Raw genomic sequence first — 20,938 nt, forward strand, 5'->3', positions numbered from 1 at the left:
CAATTTTTATTTTTACCTCTTTGTAATACTCACTTTAGCTAATTTGGGAAAAGTTGAGCTATGAAAATGTAGAGGGATTTTCTCCCATTTAGAGTTGAGTAAAAAATTTTATAGCTTTGTTGTTTTACCAGTTTCTAATTGCGTTTAAGGAAGTAGAAAAGTTCCGAGGCAGAAGAATTTTAAAAAGTAATAAAATGACAATCTACGGTACATATCAGGAAGAGGAATTAGTGGATATCCTCGAAGATGTCGGCATGGAAGATCATAAAGATCTAATGGTCTACAATGACGATGTAAATACCTTTGATCATGTCATTGATACGCTCATCAGAGTTTGTAAACATAGCCCGGAGCAGGCCGAACAATGTACAATGCTGATCCATTATAGGGGAAAATGTTGTGTAAAGAAGGGGCCTTTTAAAGAATTAAAACCCATGCGGGAGGCTATCTGTGAGGCAGGAATTGACGCTCGTATCTTATAATGTCTTTTTGTTTCAAAGGGGGAGATTTCCTTTCTTTTCTTTTTTAAATTTTTAAATTTTAATGGAGCATGCAATTTCCTTCTAAGCTGATTGAAGATGGGGTAAATGAAATCGCCAAATTACCTGGAATTGGAAAAAAAACAGCTTTACGCCTTGTACTTCACCTGTTAAGAGAGGAGGAACAGAGTACTATATCACTGGCGGATGCTCTTGTCAAATTGCGTACTCAAACCTGCTATTGTGAGCAATGTCACAATATTTCTGACGGTAGGCTTTGCTCTATTTGTGAGGGCACTCATCGTGACCGTTCGGTAATTTGTGTAATTGAAAGTACACCTGATTTGATGGCAATTGAAAACACGGGACAGTATAATGGTCTGTATCATGTATTGGGTGGGGTGATTTCTCCCATTGAAGGTGTCGGGCCTGCAGAGCTGAAAATTGAGTCGTTGATTCAAAGAGTTACCAATCCAGACAGTGAGGTGAAAGAAATTATTTTAGCGCTAAGTTCGACCATGGAGGGAGATACAACGGCTTTTTACATAACCAAAAAGTTAAAAACTTTTGATGTGCAGGTAAGCACAATTGCCCGTGGGGTTCCTGTGGGAAGTGAATTAGAATATACGGATGAAATCACCCTGGGGAGAAGTATCCTTAGCCGAACTAAGTATAAAGAAGGAAGTGAATAATTAATCATTTAAGGATTAAGAATGAATAATTGAGGTTTTGTTAATTATTCATTCTTAATTGGTCTTTGACTAAAGATTATTGTATTCTTCTAAAATTTCCTTAGAAGGTTCAGGCTCTTTCCTTAGCCAATCCATTCGTGTTTTAGTATTCCAACGATGGATCCAGGAAATTCCCCATTTTCCTACAAATGTATCCTCCTGTTTGTAAACAGGATCTTTTAAAGCTTCTTCCAAACTGATGATACGATAATTTTTTTGTTCAATTATCTCAACCAACTCTTCAAAATAGTCCACATTTAATTCATTATCATGGCAAAGGAAGATATGTTTTATGGGACGTCCGATAATTTCATCGGTAGCCGCCTCAAAAAAATCAAACTGTTCTGAGGTAAATTGTAAATAGGCATGGGCTACCCGTTTCATTTTTTCGGTGTCATTTTCCTTTTTTGCAGATGTGTAAAGTTTATTGAAAATATAATCAGAGCTTTCAATGGTAACAGGAGCATTAATGTATCCCTTCCTCTTCAAGAAAAGCTCAAAATTAGCTTTAGAAGTACTATCCGGACCAGTAGATAGGTAAGGGAAACGGAAATATGTCACTTTTTTTCCTTGTTGGTTTAGTACGTAGTTGGTGAAAACTTCTCCCTTTATCACTTCCTCTTTAAAGTCTTCTAATGGTGTGGTATAAAAGGAGGGGTGGCTAAAGGTATGATTTCCTAGAGTCAATTCTGCTTCTGCCCAGTTCTTCAAGATTTTCAGCCTACGATTAATTTCCCCTTCTTGTAAAATCTTGTATTCGTTAACAAAACCAGATACTGGAATCCCGATTTTTTTGATTTTTTGGATAAGTTCCAGATTGGACATTTCCATTTCTTCAAGACTGGAAAAGCCGGCTCCAGGTAAATCATCCATTGTTATGGCTACTTCTTTTTTATCCTGTCCTTTAGAAAGGGCTGGTTGTAGTAGGGCCAATAGAACAAGAAAGATTAAGGTTTTTTGCATATTGAAATTTTATAAAAAGAGTGAATGGGCTTTACTCTTGGCATTAATGTTTAAAAAGTTACAAGCCCAAGGAAAGACCTGATTTTTGTTTTTGTCCAGATCGTTAAGTCTTTATGTACAGGAGTTTATTAATCCTGGGGAAAAAATAAAAAAGTTTTAATTATACACAAATGGGCCAGGACTTTTTGTAAATAACAAATAAAATAAAAAATTTGGAAATATGAGTTGTGAAGTAAATATTACGAGTTAATGCATTGACTTACAATTTGCTTTTTTATTTGTTATTAGCAGTTTATCTTTTTTATCAAAAAGAAGGAAATGAATTGTACTTTCGATAAATGAGTAAGTTTAAGATTTTTTTGCTGGAAGAAGGGGGGAGCAATTTTTTTGAACTTGAATTGAACCATTATGCCAGAATTAGAAGAAAGACCAAAGAAGAAGGAGCTTGATGAAGTGACAGAAACAAAAGAGGAATTGCTAAAAGAAAACAACCGGATTGGATCTTTAAATGATCAACAAATTGAGAAAAAAACATTTTTCAAGAAAGTTATAGCTGACCCTCAAAATATAATAGCCATTGCTGTAACAATCATTAGTGTTTGTGCTCTATTCGTCTCCGTTTTTCAGGCCAGGGTAATGCAAAATCAGGTGAGCTTAATGAGGGAGCAGGGCCAGGTGATGAGAACTCAAGCTAAAGCTAGTTTATGGCCTTACCTTCATATTGAGGTCAATAGAAGTGAGGAAATGGCAGGTGTTAGTAAATATGAAGTAGTGGTTAGCAACCAGGGTACAGGCCCAGCAATTGTGGAGGGTGTTCGATTACATTTTGAAAACTATTTAATTAAGGATTGGGGACAATTGTTTGATTTTATTGACCCAGACAGCCTTTTTATAGGGACGGTGTCCAAATCAAATTTAAATGGGAAAGTATTAAGAGCAGGAGAAGAATTGAGATTTATTGGTTTAAACGGTAATCCGGTCGTTGCGAATCCTATTATTAAAAATATTGATAAAGTTCATTTAGAAGTATGTTATCGATCCGTATTTGATGAATTTTGGTCTATTAAGAGGCGAGGATTAAAAGGAAATTTAGTAGGAAATGGGGGAGATATCATTACTTATGAACCACTTTCTGAAAACCCTATCAAGGATGAGGAGCAATTTTTAGAATAAGCATATTCCCCTAGGGGAATAGGTGTTCTTTTTTTCTAAATATTAATAAATAAACGATTCAAGGTTCCTGGAAAATCTTTTTAAAGGTATCTTCCTAGAAAGGGGAATTATGGGCCCCTTTATTAACTAGCATTTATTTTAAAACCAATAATTTCTCTATAATCCCTTTCCCAACGAACCATTTCTTTCAAAAAGCTTTCGACTTGGGATAAAATAATTTCTGAACTAATTTCCATGGGGGACATTACCGCGACAACTTTTTTCTCTTCTATATCTTTAATTTTTTCAATCATAGGGTACTCCATCCATACATGTATTTTTCCATTACTAGCCTGAGAGTAGCATAAGTATCCTCCGTATTTTATTAATTCTCCCTCACCTTCCTCACTTAGTTTTGTAATTCCACTCTGGATATTTTCAAAAGACAAATAAATGGATTCAAGATTTTTTTTATGGGTGTAATCCCCAACGGACCAACTTAGTTCTATTTTCTCACTGATTTCAGTAAGTGTCCTTTTGATTAACTTTTTTATGTTTTTTTGCCAATCGTTTCTTCTGGTTTTTATCCCCCTTAAAGCCTGTTGATATTCTTTTGCGGTTTCCTGTAGTTCTTTTAGCTGGAAATCCTCTAGTAAAGCCATTTGAGCAATGTTTTTGCATACAATACAATCTTTTTTTGAATTGAGTTTAATTTTTAGTAGAACTCTACTAGAGTATTTCTTCAAAAAAAAGACTGTAAAAGTTGAGTTGGGGTCCTGATAGTAAATTAGGCTCTTTTTTTGAAGAATGATGAAGCTCCGATCTTCACCAACAAAGATGAAAAAAGGACCTGGGAGGCCTTTAGGCCTATTAAATTAATTTTTTTCTATAGAATACCTCTGTTTGGGATAAGATATTACTTTATTAAAGGAAAAAGAGAAATGGAATATCTTGATTGTCCAAATGAATTAATTTTATTTTGAAGGGCCTCCCCTGGAATACCGCTTCACTAACTAATCATAAAAATGGCATATGAGTTTAGAGGGTGGATAAATTCATTTTTTTGGAGGAAATTTATTCCTTCCAAAACGTAATTGCAATCTTATAGAAAGAACTATTCAAAGTTTTCTCTTGTCTTCTTTATAGACAAAAGGGGGAAAAGTGATGGGTATTATTTCATTTTTAAAAAATGCTGGTGATAGAATCCTAAGAAAGGCGGATCAGAAATCGGAAGATAGAAAAACAAAGAAGATTAATAAGCATATTCGCTCTTTGGGCCTTCGTAGTTCAGATATTACTTCAACTGTTATAGGGGATAAGGTAGTATTGAGCGGAGTAGTGGAAAATGAAGAAGAAAGGGATAAATTAGTAGTCGCTGTTGGAAACGTTCAGGGTATTGCCCAAGTAGATGAAGATCTCAAAATATTGCACCCAAAATGGAATACCCCGGAAGAAAAACAATTCTATACGGTACAAAGGGGAGATTCTCTATCAAAAATTGCTGAAAAAGTATATGGGGATGCTAATAAATATCCATTCATTTTTGAGGCGAATAAACCGATGTTAACCCATCCGGACAAGATTTATCCCGGTCAGGTGCTCATTATTCCTCCAAAAGAAATTAGTGGAGGGAAGGCTGCCTAGAAGATTATTTAAGTACCTTCTTTGTTGCGGAGATCTTTTGGTATTCTTTTAAAAAGGAGGGGTGAGTTTTTTTACCTTCCTAAGTAGCTTCAACTCATACCTCCAGGTCATAAAGGGTCTAAATGATTTGAGAAGTTAATCCTATCCAATTCGCCTATGTCTTTCCTTTAACTAAGAGGGCTTGAGGTCCAAAGCCTTTTTTCTATATTGCTTTTCTTCTCTCGCCTTAAATCATCCTAAACTTTGATTTTAATCATATTTTAGTTTATAAAATAAGTCTAAAATTGCCTCTGTATTTTCATTTTTCATGGTTTATCGGTGAAAAAAATATTTTGTAAATTAATTAAATGTCTGATTGTTAGTGTGTTGATTGGTGGTTGGGGAATTAATTTACCCATTATTAAGTGTTTCGGACTTTTTTACTCCCTTACTTTGCAGCATATTTCCAGCGTTTATGTAATTGAAATTTAATAGGCTGGTATTTGGGGAGTTTTTATTAAGAGGGAAACCAGTTAAAAGTTGAATTATTTTTTGTTTCCTGAAGGAACACTTTAAACGAAAATCTCAGAGAGTGTTTAGAATAATTTTTAATGTAATAAATGACTTTTGAAGAGTTGAAACCTGAAGTAAAATGAAGTGAATTGTTCTCGTTTCTTTTGAGGTTTGTAATTATTCATCAGTTCTTCAAAGGGTTAATATCGTTTTCAGAGCCATGACAGATACCAGTTGTTCTTCATCGTGCGAAAACGAATCATTTATTCCTAAATAATTTAATTATGTCGAATTCCATTTATATCAGTACAGCAGAGGCATATAGCGGTAAAGCCTTGGTTTCTCTTGGAATCATGGAAACTATTCTTAGCCGAACCTCAAAGGTTGCTTTTTTCAGACCTGTCATTGCGGGATCAAGTGGGGGAGAAATGGATGAGGATATTCGTCTCATTCTCGAGCATTTTAAACTTGACATGGCCTATGAAGAAGCCTATGGACTCCATCAGCAGGAAGTAAATGAATTGATGAGCCAAGGAAAATATGATGAGGTGATTGATCGCATCATTGAAAAGTTTAAGTTTCTGGAAAACAAATATGATTTTGTTCTTTGTGAAGGGTCGGATTATTTAGGGCAAAGCACAGCCTTTGAATTTAGTATTAATACTGATTTTGCCAAAAATTTGGGGACCCCGGTTTTAATTTTATCCAATGCGGTAAATAGAAATATCAATGAAGCCCTTACTCCTGTGCAATTGGCGGTGGATAGTTTTTTGGAACAGGAATGTAAAATATTAGGCATCATTGTTAATCGATCCAGGCTTGAACAGGTAGAGGAACTTAAATATGTGCTTAATCAAAAATACGCATCTATTGCTCAACTAATTTCCGTCATTCCCGATGACCCAAAATTTGGAAGCCCAAGTATAGAGGATATTTGTGAACACCTGGGCGGTAGAGTATTATATGGACATGATAACCTCAGTAATTTGGCCGAGAATTATTCTATTGCCGCCATGCAAATGCAAAACTTCCTTCCTCGCCTCCGAGAAAATTCCTTGGTTATCACCCCGGGTGACAGGGGCGATGTGATCGTTGGAGCTTTGCAAGCTCATTCTTCCGCTAATTACCCTAAAATTTCAGGGATTTTGCTGTCTACAGGATTAAAACCCGAGCCATCCATTGCACAACTTCTGGAAGGAATCTCTGACATTGTGCCAGTACTCAGTGTAAAAACAAATACTTATGAAACTTCCACACGTTTAAAAGAGGTAGTTGCCAAATTGCGGCCAACTGATCTTACTCGTATTGCCTATGCCTTAAGTCTTTTTGATAAGTATGTGGATAGTGAAAAATTGCTGCAGCAGATCAAGGAGATAGAGGTGACAGGTATAACACCAAAAATGTTTCAGTACACCTTGGTACAACAAGCTAAGCAGCAACGTAGGCGTATTGTTTTACCGGAAGGAAATGATAGCAGGATTTTGAAAGCAACAGAGATTCTTCTTGCTAGAGACATTGTGGAACTTATTCTTTTGGGAAATAAAGAAGAAATCTTAGAGGAGATCAATAAACATAACCTTGAGATTAACCCTGAAAAGGTAGAAATCATAGACCCTATTCATTATCATAAGTTTGAAACTTACTCTAATAAACTCTACGAATTGAGGAAACATAAAGGGATAACAAAGGAAAATGCTCGTGATATGATGGCAGATGTTTCCTATTTTGGCACTATGATGGTAATGACAGGAGATGCTGATGGGATGGTTTCGGGAGCTGTTCATACTACGCAGCACACTATCAGGCCAGCACTTCAATTAATTAAAACCAGGCCAGGCGTTTCTGTAGTTTCCTCTGTTTTCTTTATGTGTTTACCGGACCGAGTATTAGTATATGGTGATTGTGCCGTAAACCCAAATCCATCAGAAGAACAATTGGCGGAAATTTCAATATCTTCCGCAGAAACAGCAAAAGACTTTGGTTTGGAGCCTAAAGTAGCACTACTTTCTTACTCCTCTGGGGAGTCCGGAAAAGGGGAAGAGGTGGAGAAAGTACGTAAAGCGACTAGATTAGCCCGTGAACGCCGTTCAGAACTTTTATTGGAAGGACCAATTCAGTACGATGCAGCTGTAGACAAAAAGGTAGGTGCCAAGAAAATGCCGGGCTCAAAAGTTGCAGGACAAGCTTCCGTATTAATTTTTCCGGATTTAAATACGGGCAATAATACTTATAAGGCTGTTCAGCGGGAAACCGGAGCTATTGCCATAGGCCCCGTTCTTCAGGGTCTGAATAAACCAGTGAACGATTTAAGTCGTGGTTGCACAGTAGATGATATCATCAATACCGTTGTGATTACGGCTATTCAAACTCAAAATTCGTTATAGACAATTAGTATTTTTTAGACTTTTATGAAAATTTTAGTAATAAATTCTGGCAGTTCCTCTATTAAATATAAGCTTTTTGAAATGGAGGGCGAGGAGGTGCTTTCTTCAGGAATTGTGGAGCGAATAGGTCTTCCCATGGGAAAAATCAGCCATAAAGTATTTGATAAGGATGGGAATGAAAAAAAGGCTTTTAAGGAGTTGGTAGTTCCAAATCATCAGGTGGGACTTAATGAGGTAGTTCATTTACTTCTCGATAATCAAGTAGGGGTTATTTCTGATACATCTGAAATCAGTGCGGTAGGTCACCGTTTGGTCCATGGTGCCGAATATTTTAGTGATACTACCTTGATCACCGATGAAGTAATGGAAAAAGTAGAGGAGGTGAGCCCTTTGGCCCCTCTGCATAATCCTCCAAATTTAGAAGGGGTAAAAGTGTGCAAGGAAATATTCCCCTATGCCAAACAAGTAGGGGTGTTTGACACTGCTTTTCACCAAAGTATGCCTGATTTTGCCTACCGCTATGCTATTCCTACCCATTTGTATGAAGAAGAGCATATTCGTGCCTATGGGATGCATGGTACATCTCATCTTTATGTTTCGAAAAAGGCTATTGAACATTTGGATTTACAAGGCAAAGAAAGCCGAATTATTACCATTCATTTGGGAAATGGCTGTTCTATGACCGCCGTGAAAGACGGAAAATGTGTAGATTGCTCTATGGGTTTCTCCCCACTTTCAGGGTTGATTATGGGGACACGTTCTGGGGATATTGATCCGGCCGTGATTTTTTATCTACATGATAAGGTAGGAATGAGTATGGGAGAAATCAATGAGTTGCTTAACAAAAAATCAGGTATGCTGGGGCTGACAGGCCATAGCGATATGCGAGATATTGAGCAGGAATGCCATCAGGGAGATTCAAACGCTAAATTAGCCACTCAGATGTATGCCTACCGTATAAAGAAGTATATTGGTACTTTCTTGGCTGCCTTGAATGGTGTAGATGGGATTGTTTTCACTGCGGGTGTTGGGGAAAACGATTCTAAAGTAAGAGAGATGGCTGTAGAAGGGCTAGAAAATTTAGGTATTTTTCTGGATCCGGTTAAGAATAATTTACGGGCTAAACAAATCGAAGAAGTTCAGGCCGAGGCTTCAAAAGTGAAAATATTGGTTATTCCTACTGACGAAGAATTGGAAATTGCTCAACAGAGCCAGAAATTAATTAAAAACCAATAATGAGGCCTTATGATTAGAAGATTGACCAGGTTTTCTGGTTTAGTTAGAATGAAGGAAAAAATCAATTTGAAGGTTAAATGTGGAATAGGGGATAGGTAAATAAACCCTGCTCTTCCATCGATAGAAAAATATTAACTATTGGGTAAAGATATTCTTATGGGAACAATTAATGTAGAATTATTAAAAAGAATTTGCCATGCACCAGGGGCCCCCGGCTTTGAAAAGGAAATTCGGGATTTGGTCATAAAGGAGGTTTCTCCTTTTGTGGATAATGTGGAAGTAGATAATTTGGGGAATGTTTTTACCCTGAAAAAGGGACAAAACAATCCTGAAGGAAAAAGTGTGATGATTGCTGCTCACATGGATGAAATTGGTTTTATCGTCACACATATTGATGACAATGGATTTGTGCGTTTTCATACCCTCGGTGGATTTGATCCAAAGACGCTTACTGCCCAACGTGTGATTATCCACGGTAAAAAAGATTTGATGGGGGTAATGGGGAGTAAACCCATCCATGTGATGAGCCCCGAAGAGAGGAATAAAACCCCTAAAACCACTGACTACTTTATTGATTTGGGGATGCCTAAAGAGGAAGTAGAAAAATGGATCGCAATTGGAAACCCCATTACAAGGGAAAGAGAATTAATAGAGTTGGGTGATTGCGTAAATGCCAAATCAATAGATAATCGGGTGTCGGTATTTATTTTAATTGAAACTCTGAAAAAACTGGAGAAATTCCCTTATGATGTACATGGGGTGTTTACTGTTCAAGAAGAAGTGGGAATTCGAGGGGCAAATGTAGCTGCGCACCGCTTAAATCCGGATTTTGGAATCGGCCTGGATACCACTATTGCATTTGACTTGCCGAGCGCTCAAGCCCATGAGAAGGTAACTGAATTAGGAAAAGGGGCAGCTATAAAAATCATGGATGCTTCTGCAATTTGCGACTACCGTATGGTGGATTACCTAAAAGAAGTGGCCGATAAAAATTCCATTAAATGGCAACCAGAAATTTTAACTGCAGGAGGTACGGATACTGCCGGATTGCAAAGAATGGGTAAAAGTGGTGCTATTTCGGGAGCCATTTCCATTCCAACCCGTCATTTACATCAAGTTATTGAAATGGCTCATAAAGATGATATCTTTCAAAGTATAGAATTGTTAAAAGCAGCACTAGAGTTGCTGGATAAATATGATTGGAAACATTAAATGATGAATAATAATGGAAGGAGATGTTTTCTATCTCTTTTTTTCGGGTGAGAATTTTTTTGGGAATAATAAAGGAACCGATTTGGTACGGAAAAGAAAAAAATTGAACTTTCTAAATCAACTCCTCAAAAACTCTTAATCATTAATAATTATTCAATTTTCACTATTCCTTATACAAGGAACCGCATTCATTTTTACAACGTATTTTGTTTAAGGGTGAATAGTGGAAAGAGTGAAAAGGTTCGCAATCATATTGGCTTTTTTTCTTTTCTTCGTGAGTAAAAACCATACTTTTGCTCAGAGGAAGGGGCAAGGACAGCCTTTAATTCATGTGACGGGAGCAGTTATAGATGGGGAAAGTCTTGAACTGCTTCCTTATACCACTATTACACTGAAAAGCCCCTTGAGAGGCACTTTTACCAGTGAGACAGGATTTTTCTCCTTTTATGGGCAGCCTTCCGATACGGTATACTTTTCTTCTGTAGGTTATCAAGACAAATCGTTTATTGTCCCAAAAAATATTAAAGAAAAAAATTATTCAGTGATCATTAGGATGTTCAAGGATACTGTGTTTTTGGAAGCAGTTACCATCTACCCTTTGCCAGAAATTGATGAATTTAAACGATCTATTTTGGAGTTACAACTACCCCCTGATGAGGCTGAACAACTGCAAAAACAAACTTCAGAACTTGTTCAATATCGTTATTCGCAGGATAAATTCTATTACGAGCAACGACAGTATTTCTATAATTTTAATAACATCAGGATCTTTTATGCTACTAATTTTACTGGGTATATGGCCCCAAACAATTGGATAGATCCTGATCAGTGGATTAAGTTCTTTAAAAACTATAATGACACTAAAAGGAAGGAGAAAATTACTAAACAAGTCTTTTATCCAAGGTATGGAGGGAATTGACAATGAACCATAAGCAAAAAGAATTGTAAACTGCTCCTAGTATGCTTATTTTCATGGATTTGCAGTCTTTTCTGAAATTTTGATTAATACAGTTGGGTCCGCAAGATTTTATGAGTCAAAAGATGAGGAGAAAAGAAATCATAGGATCCATTAACCTATTAAATCCTAATTCACCTCTTCCTCAGTTTTCAATTGTTTTTCATAGAGCTCTTTATAAACCCCGTTTTGGGCAAGCAGGGAATCGTGGGTTCCTTTTTCAATGATTCTTCCCTCATCCAAAACCAATATCTTATTGGCCAATTTGGCAGAAGAAACTCGATGAGAGATGATCACAGAAGTGCGTCCTTCCATAATCTTTTTCAAACTATTAAGAATGGTGTTTTCCGTTTTGGTATCGACAGCAGAAAGGCAATCGTCAAGAATCAGAATTTTAGGTTCTCTGACGATAGCACGGGCAATAGAAACTCTTTGTTTTTGACCACCGGAGAGCGTAATGCCTCTTTCCCCCAATTCTGTTTCAAACCCATTCGGGAAATGTTGTATATTTTCATAGAGATCTGAGTCCTTTGCAGCTTTCAGTATCTGTTCTTCGGTGAGTCCTGTGGTGCCAAAGGCAATATTTTCTCTAATTGTAGAAGAAAAAAGAAATACATCTTGGGGAACATACCCAATTTGCCCTCGAAGAGCAATCAACTCGTAATCCTTAATATTTTGCCCGTCCAATTTTACTTCACCGGATGAAGTATCGTACATGCGGCAAAGTATGTTGGCGATTGTACTTTTCCCTGAACCTGTAGTACCAATAATGGCCACCGTCTCCCCTTCTTTTATCTCAAATGAAATATCTCTCAAAGCATGGATTCCGGAATCCGGATAGGTGAAATTCACATTTTCAAAGCGAATATCCCCTTGCAGCTCTCGTTTAATATTTTTTTCTGAAATAATATCGGTTTTGGTCTGGAGAAACTCATTAATTCTATCTTGAGAGGCTGCAGCTCGTTGAATGATGCTCGTCACCCACCCCACTGATGTTACTGGCCAGGTCAAAAGATTAACATACATGATAAACTCCGCAATATTTCCAATACTCAATGAGCCCTGGATGACTTCTTTGCTCCCAATAAAAACAGTCAAAATAACGCTAAGTCCGATCTGAGCAACAATCAATGGAAAGAAAAGGGAATTCACCTTGGTTAGACGCAATGATTTTTCCAAATATTCATGGCTGGTCAAATTAAATTTTCGAGAAATACTCATTTCCCGAGCAAAAGATTTTATCACCCGAATTCCGGAGAATGCTTCTTGTACAAAAGTGGAAAGGTCCGACAAGCTACTTTGAATTTCCTCTGATCTTTTATTGATTTGACTATGTACTAAATAAATACTCACTGAAAGTAAGGGAAGCGGCAACAAAGCAAATAGGGTAAGGTAGGCATTGATTGAAAGCATTTGGGGAATCACGATCAGGAAAAGGGTTATCAGGTTGATCGAATACATTATGGCTGGCCCCAAATACATCCGCACCCTGCTAACATCTTCTGAAATACGAGCCATTAAATCTCCTGTATTATTCTTCCTGTAAAAGCTTAGTGGTAATATTTGATAATGCGCATAGATTTCATTTTTTAAATCATATTCGATTAGCCGGGACATTACAATGATGGTCTGCCGCGTTAAAAAGAGAAAAAGTCCCCGAGTCAAGGCCATTATTAAAATCAATCCACCACAAATTAAAATGGTGGAAGCAAATATATTGTAAAAAGGCTGTTGTAAACTGAGGTGTTTAAGAAGGCGATAAGTTTGAACCTGATCTATAATGAGGTCAAGGGAGTTACGCACCAAAGTAGCGGGTATAGCCGCAAATACATTGGAAATTATAATGAATATTGTTCCAAGTATTAAGTGGTATTTGTACTTCAGTAAGTATTTATTTAGATAACTAAGCGCTTTCACCTAAAAGAAATATATGAATTGAAAGATAGTTTAGATTATAAGACCATACAATAACGGTTATTTAACAGCTTATTATTCACCCGTTTGAAATTACTTAAAAAGCATCTTTTTTTATGTTTTCTTGCGGTTTGTATAGTCAATTAAAAAAATTAGCTTTGCACTGCTTCCAGGAGAATAGCCTGGGAGGATGCACAAAGATATAATAAACTATAATATTAAGTTGAAATGGTGGAGATTAATCAGTTCGGCAAAGAAGGGGATTTTTCAGTTTTTAATGAAATCTCCAAACTAGGGCATGAGCAAGTAGTATATTGTCATGATGAGCCAACAGGTTTGAAGGCAATTATTGCCATTCATAATACTGTTTTGGGTCCTGCATTGGGTGGAACAAGAATGTGGAACTATGCCTCTGACCAAGAAGCTCTTATTGATGTGCTTAGGCTTTCAAGAGGGATGACTTTTAAAGCAGCTATTTCCGGACTAAATTTGGGGGGTGGAAAAGCTGTGATTATTGGGGATGCACAAAAAATGAAAACGGAGGCTTTCCTAAGACGATTTGGTCGTTTTGTGGAAAGCCTTGGAGGACGTTATATTACTGCAGAAGACGTAAACATGAAAACCCGTGATATGGAATACATGGCCATGGAGTCACGATATGTTACAGGTCTTCCACAAACCTTAGGAGGGGGAGGTGATCCTTCGCCAGTTACTGCTTATGGCACATATTTGGGAATGAAAGCTTCAGCCAAAAAAGTGTATGGTGATGACAGCCTTGAAGGAAAAAAGATTGCTGTGCAAGGTGTCGGGCAGGTAGGTTCTTATTTAGTAGAACATTTAAGAAAGGAAAATGCCGAGGTATTTATTACCGATATTTTCGAAGATAAACTAAAAGAAGTAGCCAAAAAATTCGGTGCAAAAGTAGTAGGGCAGGACGATATCTTTGACCTTGATATGGATATTTACGCACCTTGTGCCTTAGGAGCAACTGTTAACGATAATACCATTGAGCGATTAAAGTGTAAAATTATTGCCGGAGCTGCAAATAATCAGTTGGCCGACGAAAATGTTCATGGTAAAAAATTGATTGAGAAGGGCATCGTATATGCACCAGATTTTCTGATTAATGCTGGAGGCTTGATTAACGTCTACGCTGAATTTTTGGGTAATTACAGCAGCGAAAGGGCTTATCAGCAAGCAGAGAAGATTTATGATACTTGTTTGGATATATTGAATAAATCTGAAAAAGAAAGCATGCCTACCCAACAGGCAGCTATGGCCTTAGCCCAAAAAAGAATTGATGATATGGGTAAAGTTAAGCTTTCGTTTTAATTAAAGGTTTAGTGCCTTATGATTGTTTGAATTAGGGTTTATTGGATGATGAAATTTTAGGATTCTTTTGACTATAGAATTACACCCATGAATAGATTTTTCTGTAGTTAAAAGAATCATTCTTCAGGAATCTGAAAAATCCTAATTCATAATTCTTAATTCATCTGTTGAGGAATTGCAAATAATTTGCTTGTTTCGCAACCAATATTAAAGCTGACAGCACGTTTCTAAGCTGGAAGCATTTTTTACAAAAACGTTCTTTTAAAAATTGTAGATGTTAAACAGGAGATCTTTACGAATCAAAGCTATGCAAACTGTGTATGCTTTTGAGCAGTGTAAGCAGTCAGATTACCATCTTGCTATCGAGTCAATCAAAAATAGCTTTGCGCCAGATTTGAACTCACTAGAAGTGCAGGACAAAGAGTTGTTGGAAAAGAAAAAGCAAATGGCCATCGGGTTATTTACCGAATGCTTTAAGGAGGAAATCATTCCTGCCAAAGAAGATACTTCTGAAGACATTCGCAAGGCCGTTAAAGAAGCTATTAGTTTCTATCATCAGCAAGTGGACAAGGACCTGAATTATTTCAAAAAATTCATGGTTGCAGAAGCCGAAAATCTTTCGAATAACTACCTAATGCTTCTTCTTTTGTTGGTAGAGCTTTCCGACATGGTAAAAGCCGAAGATGATGAAAAGAAAAATAGCTGGGCCCGGAAAATCAATCCCACCTATAGCAGTGAATTAAATTTTTACCGCAATCGTCTCATTAATGCATTAAGGAATAGCAACGAGCTTAAGTTGTATGCCACCAAACGAAATTTAAATTGGTCGGACGATAGGGAAGTGGTTAAGGAATGGTATAAGGAAATCCTTAAGCACGACGAAACTTATAAAGCTTACAAAGTCTCAGCCGAAACCACTTTTGAGCAGGATAAAGATATTGTATTATACCTGATTAAAAAGGTAATCTTTAAACATGAGCTTTTTGTGTCCTTTCTTGAAGAAAAAGATTTAAGCTGGGCCGAAGATAAAGCAGCGCTTCGAAGTATGCTGACAAAAACCATCAAAGGAATTGAGGAGGAGCAGGAAGAAAGTGGTGAAATTGAATTAACTAAACTTTCCATGAACTGGGAAGAAGATAAGGAATTTTTTAAAGATCTTTTTAACTTCACCATTCAAAACGATCAGGAATACGGAAAAACCATAGCCGAGCTTAGCCGAAATTGGGATATGGAACGCCTGGCAAGTCTGGATAGAATCCTCCTTAAGATGGCCCTAACGGAAATGATAAATTTCCCCAGTATACCTGTAAAAGTTACAATTAATGAATATATTGAATTGTCAAAAATGTACAGTACTCCAAAAAGTAAACATTTCGTGAATGGGATTTTGGATGTGGTGGCAGAAAAATTGGTTGCTGAAGGAGTTATCCGTAAAAGTGGGCGAGGATTAATCGATAATAAATAAACACTTCACACTATGAGTAAAAAATCAGGAAAAACACTTTTGGCTTTCCTCACCGGTGCTGCAGCTGGTGCGATTCTAGGGATTCTTTATGCTCCTGACAAAGGATCGAATACTCGGGATAAGCTAAGCTATAAATTAGACAAATATAAAGAACAACTCGAAGATTTGATTGATGAGTTAATTCAGGGAAAAAGCATTACTGAAAGTGAAGCAAAATCTGAAGGTCAAAGGGTGATCAATGATGCTCAAGAACGAGCAGAAAAATTGCTTTCGGATGTAGACGAACTGATTAATCAAATTAAAGGGGATCAGGAAGAAGCTATCTAACCATAACTTCCGAAGGAAGTATTTTTTGCTATATAAAAACGCTTGTTATTCTTAAAATGAGAAAAGTAACCTTAATTGAGGGAGATGGAATAGGCCCGGAAATTACTTGGGCAATAAAGGAAATTTTTTTAGCTGCACAAGTGCCGATTGAGTGGGAGGAGGAAAATGCAGGACAAACGACTTTAACTCAAAAAGGGGAATTGATCCCTGAAACCTTAGTGGAGTCGATTAAAAAAAATAAAATAGCACTCAAAGGTCCGATTACCACTCCGGTTGGTAAAGGTTTTAAAAGTATCAATGTGCAGCTAAGACAGATGTTTGATCTGTACCAAAACCTGAGACCGTGTAAAACGACAAAAGGGATAAAAACCCGATTTGAGCAGGTGGATATCGTGCTGTTTAGAGAAAATACAGAAGGACTGTATTCTGGCCTGGAGCTGTTTGATGAACGTCTGGGAATGGCGGATTCTGTAGCCCGGGTTACTAAAAAAGGATGTGACCGAATTATTCGTGCAGCCTTTGAATATGCGCGAAAAAATAACCGAAAGAAGGTGACCCTGGTGCATAAAGCGAATATTTTGAAAAGTGTTGGACGAATTTTCCTGGAATGTGGGGAAGCTATATCCAAGGACTATCCAGAAATTATTTATGATGAAAAGATCATCGATAATATGTGCATGCAAATGGTCATTAAACCAGAGCAGTTTGACGTTATTGTAGCGACTAATTTGTTTGGTGATATTCTTTCTGACCTTGGGGCAGGCTTAGTGGGAGGTCTAGGGGTTGTAGCTGGTGCAAATATCGGCGATGAAACGGCCATTTTTGAAGCTGTTCATGGTACCGCCCCTGATATTGCCGGTAAAGGCATAGCCAATCCTACAGCTTTATTGCGTTCAGCCATATTAATGTTAAATTACATGGGGCTTAACGAGTACGGTCAAAAAATTGACCATGCACTAGAAGTGACACTGGCTGATAAAAAAGCATGTACTGGGGATTTAGGAGGAAAAGCGGGAACAAAAGAGTTTACGGAGGCGGTGATCAGCCATCTTTAACAGTAACCGTAATAAACCAATTTTTTTTAAATAAACTTCTAAAAAACATGAAAAAACTACTTTTAAATGTATGCTTGCTCTCTGTAATTGGATTTTTCCTTGCAAGCTGCAATGACAACAGTGATCTTAAAAAGAGAGTAAGAAATTTAGAAACTAAAGTCGCAAAATTGGAAGAGGGTTCTTCAGTTAAGGTAACGCCTTCATCCAATAGAACTTCAACAACCCCTACGCCGGAAACCACCGAAGGGCCAGCAGCAAAATTTAGTTTTGAGGAAACATCTTACGATTTTGGAACAATTGACGAAGGAGATGTTGTAAGCCATACCTTTAAATTTGTAAACGAGGGAGAAGTACCTTTAGTGATTGAAAGCGCAAGACCATCTTGTGGTTGTACTGTTCCTCATTACAGTAAGGAGCCTGTTCCAGTGGGAGGAACTGGGGAAATTCAGGTGCAGTTTAATTCTAAAGGGAAACCTGGAACACGAAATAATTCGGTAACGGTAACTGCTAATACCAACCCAAAAGTGACTCGTTTAACTTTTAAGAGTTCTGTAACTCCTAAAGCTAATGCAGCTGGTCCAGTTAAGAAATAATTGATAAATATAGTGAACCGTGGATGGAATAATTTCCTTAAGGGAATAAACAGCATTTCTTAAATCTGCAAGGTTCACCTTTATGACCAATACAACTATGACATTGAATTACATTCTTTTACAGGCAGCAACTGATGATGGAGGGTGGTTGTCACAATTATTGATTTTTGGGGGAATAGCATTGGTTTTCTATTTCTTCATGATCAGACCACAGCAAAAGAAACAAAAGGAACAGCGCACTTTCATTGAGGGTGTTAAGAAAGGGGATTTTGTGGTGACAATCGGGGGCTTACATGGCAAAGTAACCGATGTGGAAGGCGATACCATACTTTTGGAAGTAGACCGTGGCGTTCGAATTAAAATTGAGAAGTCTTCGGTTTCTATGGATGCTACCAAAAGAGTTGCCAAAAAGTAAATGAATTATTAAGCAATTTTCCTTAAGGGAGAGGATAAATATCTTTTCTCCGTTTTTAAGGGATCGGATAAATGAAGAATACAGAGTCAATTAAACCAGGCTCTGTATTTTTTATGGAATTTTGAATAAAGAAGAAACTTTGATAATTTTTGAAAAATCATCTTTATTAAACCTTATTTTATATACTTTTGAATAGTGCAGAGGTGCTAGCTCTTTTTGATCTATAGAGCTTCTTAAAGTCTAAATTTAAATTTTAGGCTTTTGCTGTTCCAACTTCATAGTGCTTAATTCGTAAATATCTTTGTTGTAGCAACCTTAAATAATTGAATTTTTGAAACCATTTAGGGATATATTAAAGTGGTTAAAGAAACTTTTTGCTTATGAATCGGGCAGAAATTGGAAGGTGATCACCCTTTGTATGTTGACTGCTACTACCTTCTGGTTTTTTAATGCACTGAATAAACCTTATTCCACTGTAATTGATTACCCATTAAAGTTTGAATATGATACTGAAGGCCTTGTAACCGTAAATGAGCTTCCAAATAAACTCAGAGTAAACATTTCTGGTGGAGGATGGAGTCTCTTAAAACAGTCTTTAGGAATAAACCGCAAAACTTTGATCGTGCCTCTTGATAGGCCTACTCAAAGAAACTTTATTGTTGGGGAGGAGCTAAACCCTATTATTCATGATCAATTAGACCCCCTACAGGCAAATTATGTGGTTACTGATACCCTTTTTGTTCATATTGAAAAATTGGCCAAGCGAACACTTCCTGTAAAAGTAAACAAGACATCTATTTCCTTAAGAGAGGGGTACCGAATTGTATCACCCGTACGTTTCCGGCCCGCTATCGTTACATTTACCGGACCAGTATCGATCATAAAAAATCTGCCGGATACGGTTTTGATTGATATTCCAGAAAAGGAAATTGATGAGCAGGATTATATAGAGGCCGTAAATTTACCCAGGCTTCCTGGTGATGAGCTATTGACTCCTTCAACTACAAAAGTGGAGGTAAGTTTTGAAACGGATCGATTTACCAAACTCACTCGCATTGTTCCTTTGAGACAATTAAATTTTCCTGCCGATTCTTCGATTTATCTTGCAGATACTTTGGGGATTTTGAGTTTCGTTATTCAACAGGAGTTCTTAGACCAGTTAGATACTGCTAGATTCGATGTATTGGCAGATTTTGGGATGTTTAATGAAACCGATTCTACAATAAAGCTGGAAATTACCAGGGCCCCCAATTTTATTTTAGATTTGAAGGTAGAACCTTCCGCAGTTAAAGTAACTTATGCCAAAAAGAAGTAGTGTTTTAGAAGTTGGGATTACAGGTGGAATTGGCGCCGGAAAAAGTGTAGTATGCGAAATATTTAAAAGTCTCGGCATACCCATTTATGATGCTGATTCTCGTTCCAAATGGCTTTTGGGTAATGATGAGAAGCTAAAGCATCAGTTAAAAGAAACTTTTGGGGCAAAGGCTTTTACACCTGATGATCTTTTGAATCGTATTTTTTTGGCTGAAGAAGTATTCCACAATCCCCAACAGCTAGAAAAACTAAATCGATTAGTTCACCCTAGGGTGGGAGAAGATTATGAGGATTGGGTAAAACAACATCAAGCTGCCCCTTATGTGTTGAAAGAGGCTGCCTTGTTAATTGAGGCTGGGTCCTATCGTAGATTAGATTTCCTTATTACTGTAAATGCTCCTGAAGATCTTCGTATTGAACGCATAAAGGCCAGAGACCCTCAGCGCTCGATGGAGCAAATTGCAGCTATTATAAAAAAACAATTATCCGAAGAGGAAAGACAGGAGATAGCAGATTTTGTGATTGATAACAGTGGAACACGATTATTAATCCCTCAGGTGGTAAAATTGCATCGTTTTTTTTGTGAGAAGGGAAAAAGGTAAGGTATTTAGGAGTAGTGTATGGCTAAATTTCCATTTTTCTTAGATAGGTATTCTTACGGTTTGGAACAGATTTCAAATTTAGGTCCAATTCCCATTCCCTCTTTGCTATTTCGATAAAATATTCTTCAATTTTATCTGGTCCGCATAAAACTTCATGCGACTGTGTGTGGAGTCAAGTATATCGATCTTCTCGATTCTATCTAAAAGGTGATGGTAAAAGACCTCTACATAATATCCATGAAGTAAATAGAGGTTGATTTTATATTCATAATACCTAATATCCAGGACAAAAGTGCCCTTCTCGTATAGCATACGAATTTTCTCATTCAGAGGAAGTAGATAAAAATCAAATTCAGTGGTCATTAAAAATAAAAATGGTGATCGTAATCCAACAAATAAATAACTTCTGAAATATGCGGAAATTGTATGGTATAAAAAATAAAGAGAATTCTTAATTACGAATGAAGAGTTATTTTTTTCCTTAAGAATTTCTTTTTTGAATCGTTTTAAGAGTTCAAAGGGATATTGACCTTTGACCTAATAACTTTATTTGAGGGCCGAAATCAATAATTAATCCGTCCTTAATTTTAAATAATATATGATATTTTGACGAGGAGAGGGAGTAAGGCTTAAGAAGGAAGAAGGGTGAAAGACGGGATTCGAACCCGCGACC

General features: G+C 37.0%; 20 protein-coding genes. 16 read left to right on the top strand and 4 right to left on the bottom strand.

Features of this window, described 5'->3' with window-relative positions:
- Nucleotides 1-194 precede the first annotated feature (194 nt).
- Nucleotides 195-482, top strand: coding sequence for an ATP-dependent Clp protease adaptor ClpS (locus tag E1171_RS21305; protein WP_155208096.1), 288 nt, complete (start codon nt 195-197; stop codon nt 480-482).
- A gap of 68 nt (nt 483-550) precedes the next feature.
- The gene (gene recR, locus E1171_RS21310; RefSeq protein WP_155208097.1) at nt 551-1,171 is read left to right on the top strand and encodes a recombination mediator RecR; all 621 of its coding nucleotides are present in this window, start codon (nt 551-553) and stop codon (nt 1,169-1,171) included.
- 69 nt (nt 1,172-1,240) lie between these two features.
- Here recR and E1171_RS21315 read toward each other — a convergent pair whose 3' ends face one another.
- Nucleotides 1,241-2,173: a polysaccharide deacetylase family protein gene (locus E1171_RS21315; protein WP_155208098.1), complete on the bottom strand. Its 933-nt coding sequence runs from the start codon at nt 2,171-2,173 to the stop codon at nt 1,241-1,243.
- A 408-nt stretch (nt 2,174-2,581) separates the two neighbouring features.
- Here E1171_RS21315 and fliE point away from each other — a divergent pair, with 408 nt between their 5' ends.
- Nucleotides 2,582-3,346 (top strand): flagellar hook-basal body complex protein FliE, encoded by a 765-nt coding sequence (gene fliE / locus E1171_RS21320; RefSeq protein ID WP_155208099.1) that lies wholly within the window; start codon nt 2,582-2,584, stop codon nt 3,344-3,346.
- Between the two features lie 122 nt (nt 3,347-3,468).
- On the opposite strand, the gene E1171_RS21325 is transcribed toward fliE, so the two are convergent.
- The gene (locus tag E1171_RS21325) at nt 3,469-3,987 is read right to left on the bottom strand and encodes a hypothetical protein (protein WP_155208100.1); all 519 of its coding nucleotides are present in this window, start codon (nt 3,985-3,987) and stop codon (nt 3,469-3,471) included.
- 502 nt (nt 3,988-4,489) lie between these two features.
- On the opposite strand from E1171_RS21325, the gene lysM reads away from it, so the two are divergent.
- The 5 genes from lysM to E1171_RS21350 all read left to right on the top strand — a co-directional run bounded on the left by lysM (nt 4,490) and on the right by E1171_RS21350 (nt 11,212).
- A complete protein-coding gene (gene lysM, locus E1171_RS21330) occupies nt 4,490-4,969 on the top strand; it encodes a peptidoglycan-binding protein LysM (RefSeq protein WP_155208101.1) in 480 nt (159 codons plus the stop codon).
- A gap of 776 nt (nt 4,970-5,745) precedes the next feature.
- Nucleotides 5,746-7,845 carry a phosphate acetyltransferase gene (gene pta / locus E1171_RS21335; protein ID WP_155208102.1) on the top strand — a complete coding sequence of 700 codons (2,100 nt, stop codon included), beginning with the start codon at nt 5,746-5,748 and terminating at the stop codon, nt 7,843-7,845.
- 24 nt (nt 7,846-7,869) lie between these two features.
- Nucleotides 7,870-9,081 carry an acetate/propionate family kinase gene (locus E1171_RS21340; protein ID WP_155208103.1) on the top strand — a complete coding sequence of 404 codons (1,212 nt, stop codon included), beginning with the start codon at nt 7,870-7,872 and terminating at the stop codon, nt 9,079-9,081.
- Between the two features lie 156 nt (nt 9,082-9,237).
- Nucleotides 9,238-10,293: a M42 family metallopeptidase gene (locus tag E1171_RS21345; RefSeq protein ID WP_155208104.1), complete on the top strand. Its 1,056-nt coding sequence runs from the start codon at nt 9,238-9,240 to the stop codon at nt 10,291-10,293.
- A gap of 232 nt (nt 10,294-10,525) precedes the next feature.
- Nucleotides 10,526-11,212, top strand: a complete 687-nt coding sequence (locus tag E1171_RS21350) for a carboxypeptidase-like regulatory domain-containing protein (protein WP_155208105.1) — start codon at nt 10,526-10,528, stop codon at nt 11,210-11,212.
- A gap of 165 nt (nt 11,213-11,377) precedes the next feature.
- Here E1171_RS21350 and E1171_RS21355 read toward each other — a convergent pair whose 3' ends face one another.
- On the bottom strand, nt 11,378-13,165 hold the full coding sequence (locus E1171_RS21355) for an ABC transporter transmembrane domain-containing protein (protein WP_187696578.1): 1,788 nt from the start codon (nt 13,163-13,165) through the stop codon (nt 11,378-11,380).
- A 225-nt stretch (nt 13,166-13,390) separates the two neighbouring features.
- Between E1171_RS21355 and E1171_RS21360 the strand changes: the two genes are divergently transcribed.
- From E1171_RS21360 to coaE, 8 genes are all read left to right on the top strand, one after another.
- Complete coding sequence (locus tag E1171_RS21360) at nt 13,391-14,494, top strand: Glu/Leu/Phe/Val dehydrogenase dimerization domain-containing protein (RefSeq protein ID WP_155208106.1); 1,104 nt, start codon at nt 13,391-13,393, stop codon at nt 14,492-14,494.
- Between the two features lie 274 nt (nt 14,495-14,768).
- Nucleotides 14,769-15,959 carry a transcription antitermination factor NusB gene (gene nusB, locus E1171_RS21365; protein WP_155208107.1) on the top strand — a complete coding sequence of 397 codons (1,191 nt, stop codon included), beginning with the start codon at nt 14,769-14,771 and terminating at the stop codon, nt 15,957-15,959.
- A 12-nt stretch (nt 15,960-15,971) separates the two neighbouring features.
- Nucleotides 15,972-16,286, top strand: coding sequence for a YtxH domain-containing protein (locus tag E1171_RS21370; RefSeq protein ID WP_155208108.1), 315 nt, complete (start codon nt 15,972-15,974; stop codon nt 16,284-16,286).
- Nucleotides 16,287-16,342: 56 nt separating this feature from the next.
- Nucleotides 16,343-17,341: an isocitrate/isopropylmalate dehydrogenase family protein gene (locus E1171_RS21375; protein ID WP_155208109.1), complete on the top strand. Its 999-nt coding sequence runs from the start codon at nt 16,343-16,345 to the stop codon at nt 17,339-17,341.
- 47 nt (nt 17,342-17,388) lie between these two features.
- Nucleotides 17,389-17,934, top strand: a complete 546-nt coding sequence (locus E1171_RS21380; protein ID WP_155208110.1) for a DUF1573 domain-containing protein — start codon at nt 17,389-17,391, stop codon at nt 17,932-17,934.
- Nucleotides 17,935-18,016: 82 nt separating this feature from the next.
- Nucleotides 18,017-18,349: a preprotein translocase subunit YajC gene (gene yajC, locus E1171_RS21385; RefSeq protein WP_222931562.1), complete on the top strand. Its 333-nt coding sequence runs from the start codon at nt 18,017-18,019 to the stop codon at nt 18,347-18,349.
- Between the two features lie 331 nt (nt 18,350-18,680).
- The gene (locus tag E1171_RS21390; RefSeq protein ID WP_155208111.1) at nt 18,681-19,664 is read left to right on the top strand and encodes a YbbR-like domain-containing protein; all 984 of its coding nucleotides are present in this window, start codon (nt 18,681-18,683) and stop codon (nt 19,662-19,664) included.
- Nucleotides 19,648-20,265 carry a dephospho-CoA kinase gene (coaE, locus tag E1171_RS21395; protein WP_155208112.1) on the top strand — a complete coding sequence of 206 codons (618 nt, stop codon included), beginning with the start codon at nt 19,648-19,650 and terminating at the stop codon, nt 20,263-20,265. Before E1171_RS21390 ends, coaE begins: the two co-directional genes overlap by 17 nt.
- A gap of 105 nt (nt 20,266-20,370) precedes the next feature.
- Here the strand turns inward: coaE and E1171_RS21400 are convergent, their stop codons facing one another.
- On the bottom strand, nt 20,371-20,577 hold the full coding sequence (locus E1171_RS21400; protein WP_343031510.1) for a hypothetical protein: 207 nt from the start codon (nt 20,575-20,577) through the stop codon (nt 20,371-20,373).
- Nucleotides 20,578-20,938: the final 361 nt, after the last annotated feature.

Source organism: Xanthovirga aplysinae, assembly GCF_009711365.1.
Taxonomy (GTDB): Bacteria; Bacteroidota; Bacteroidia; order Cytophagales; family Cyclobacteriaceae; genus Xanthovirga; species Xanthovirga aplysinae.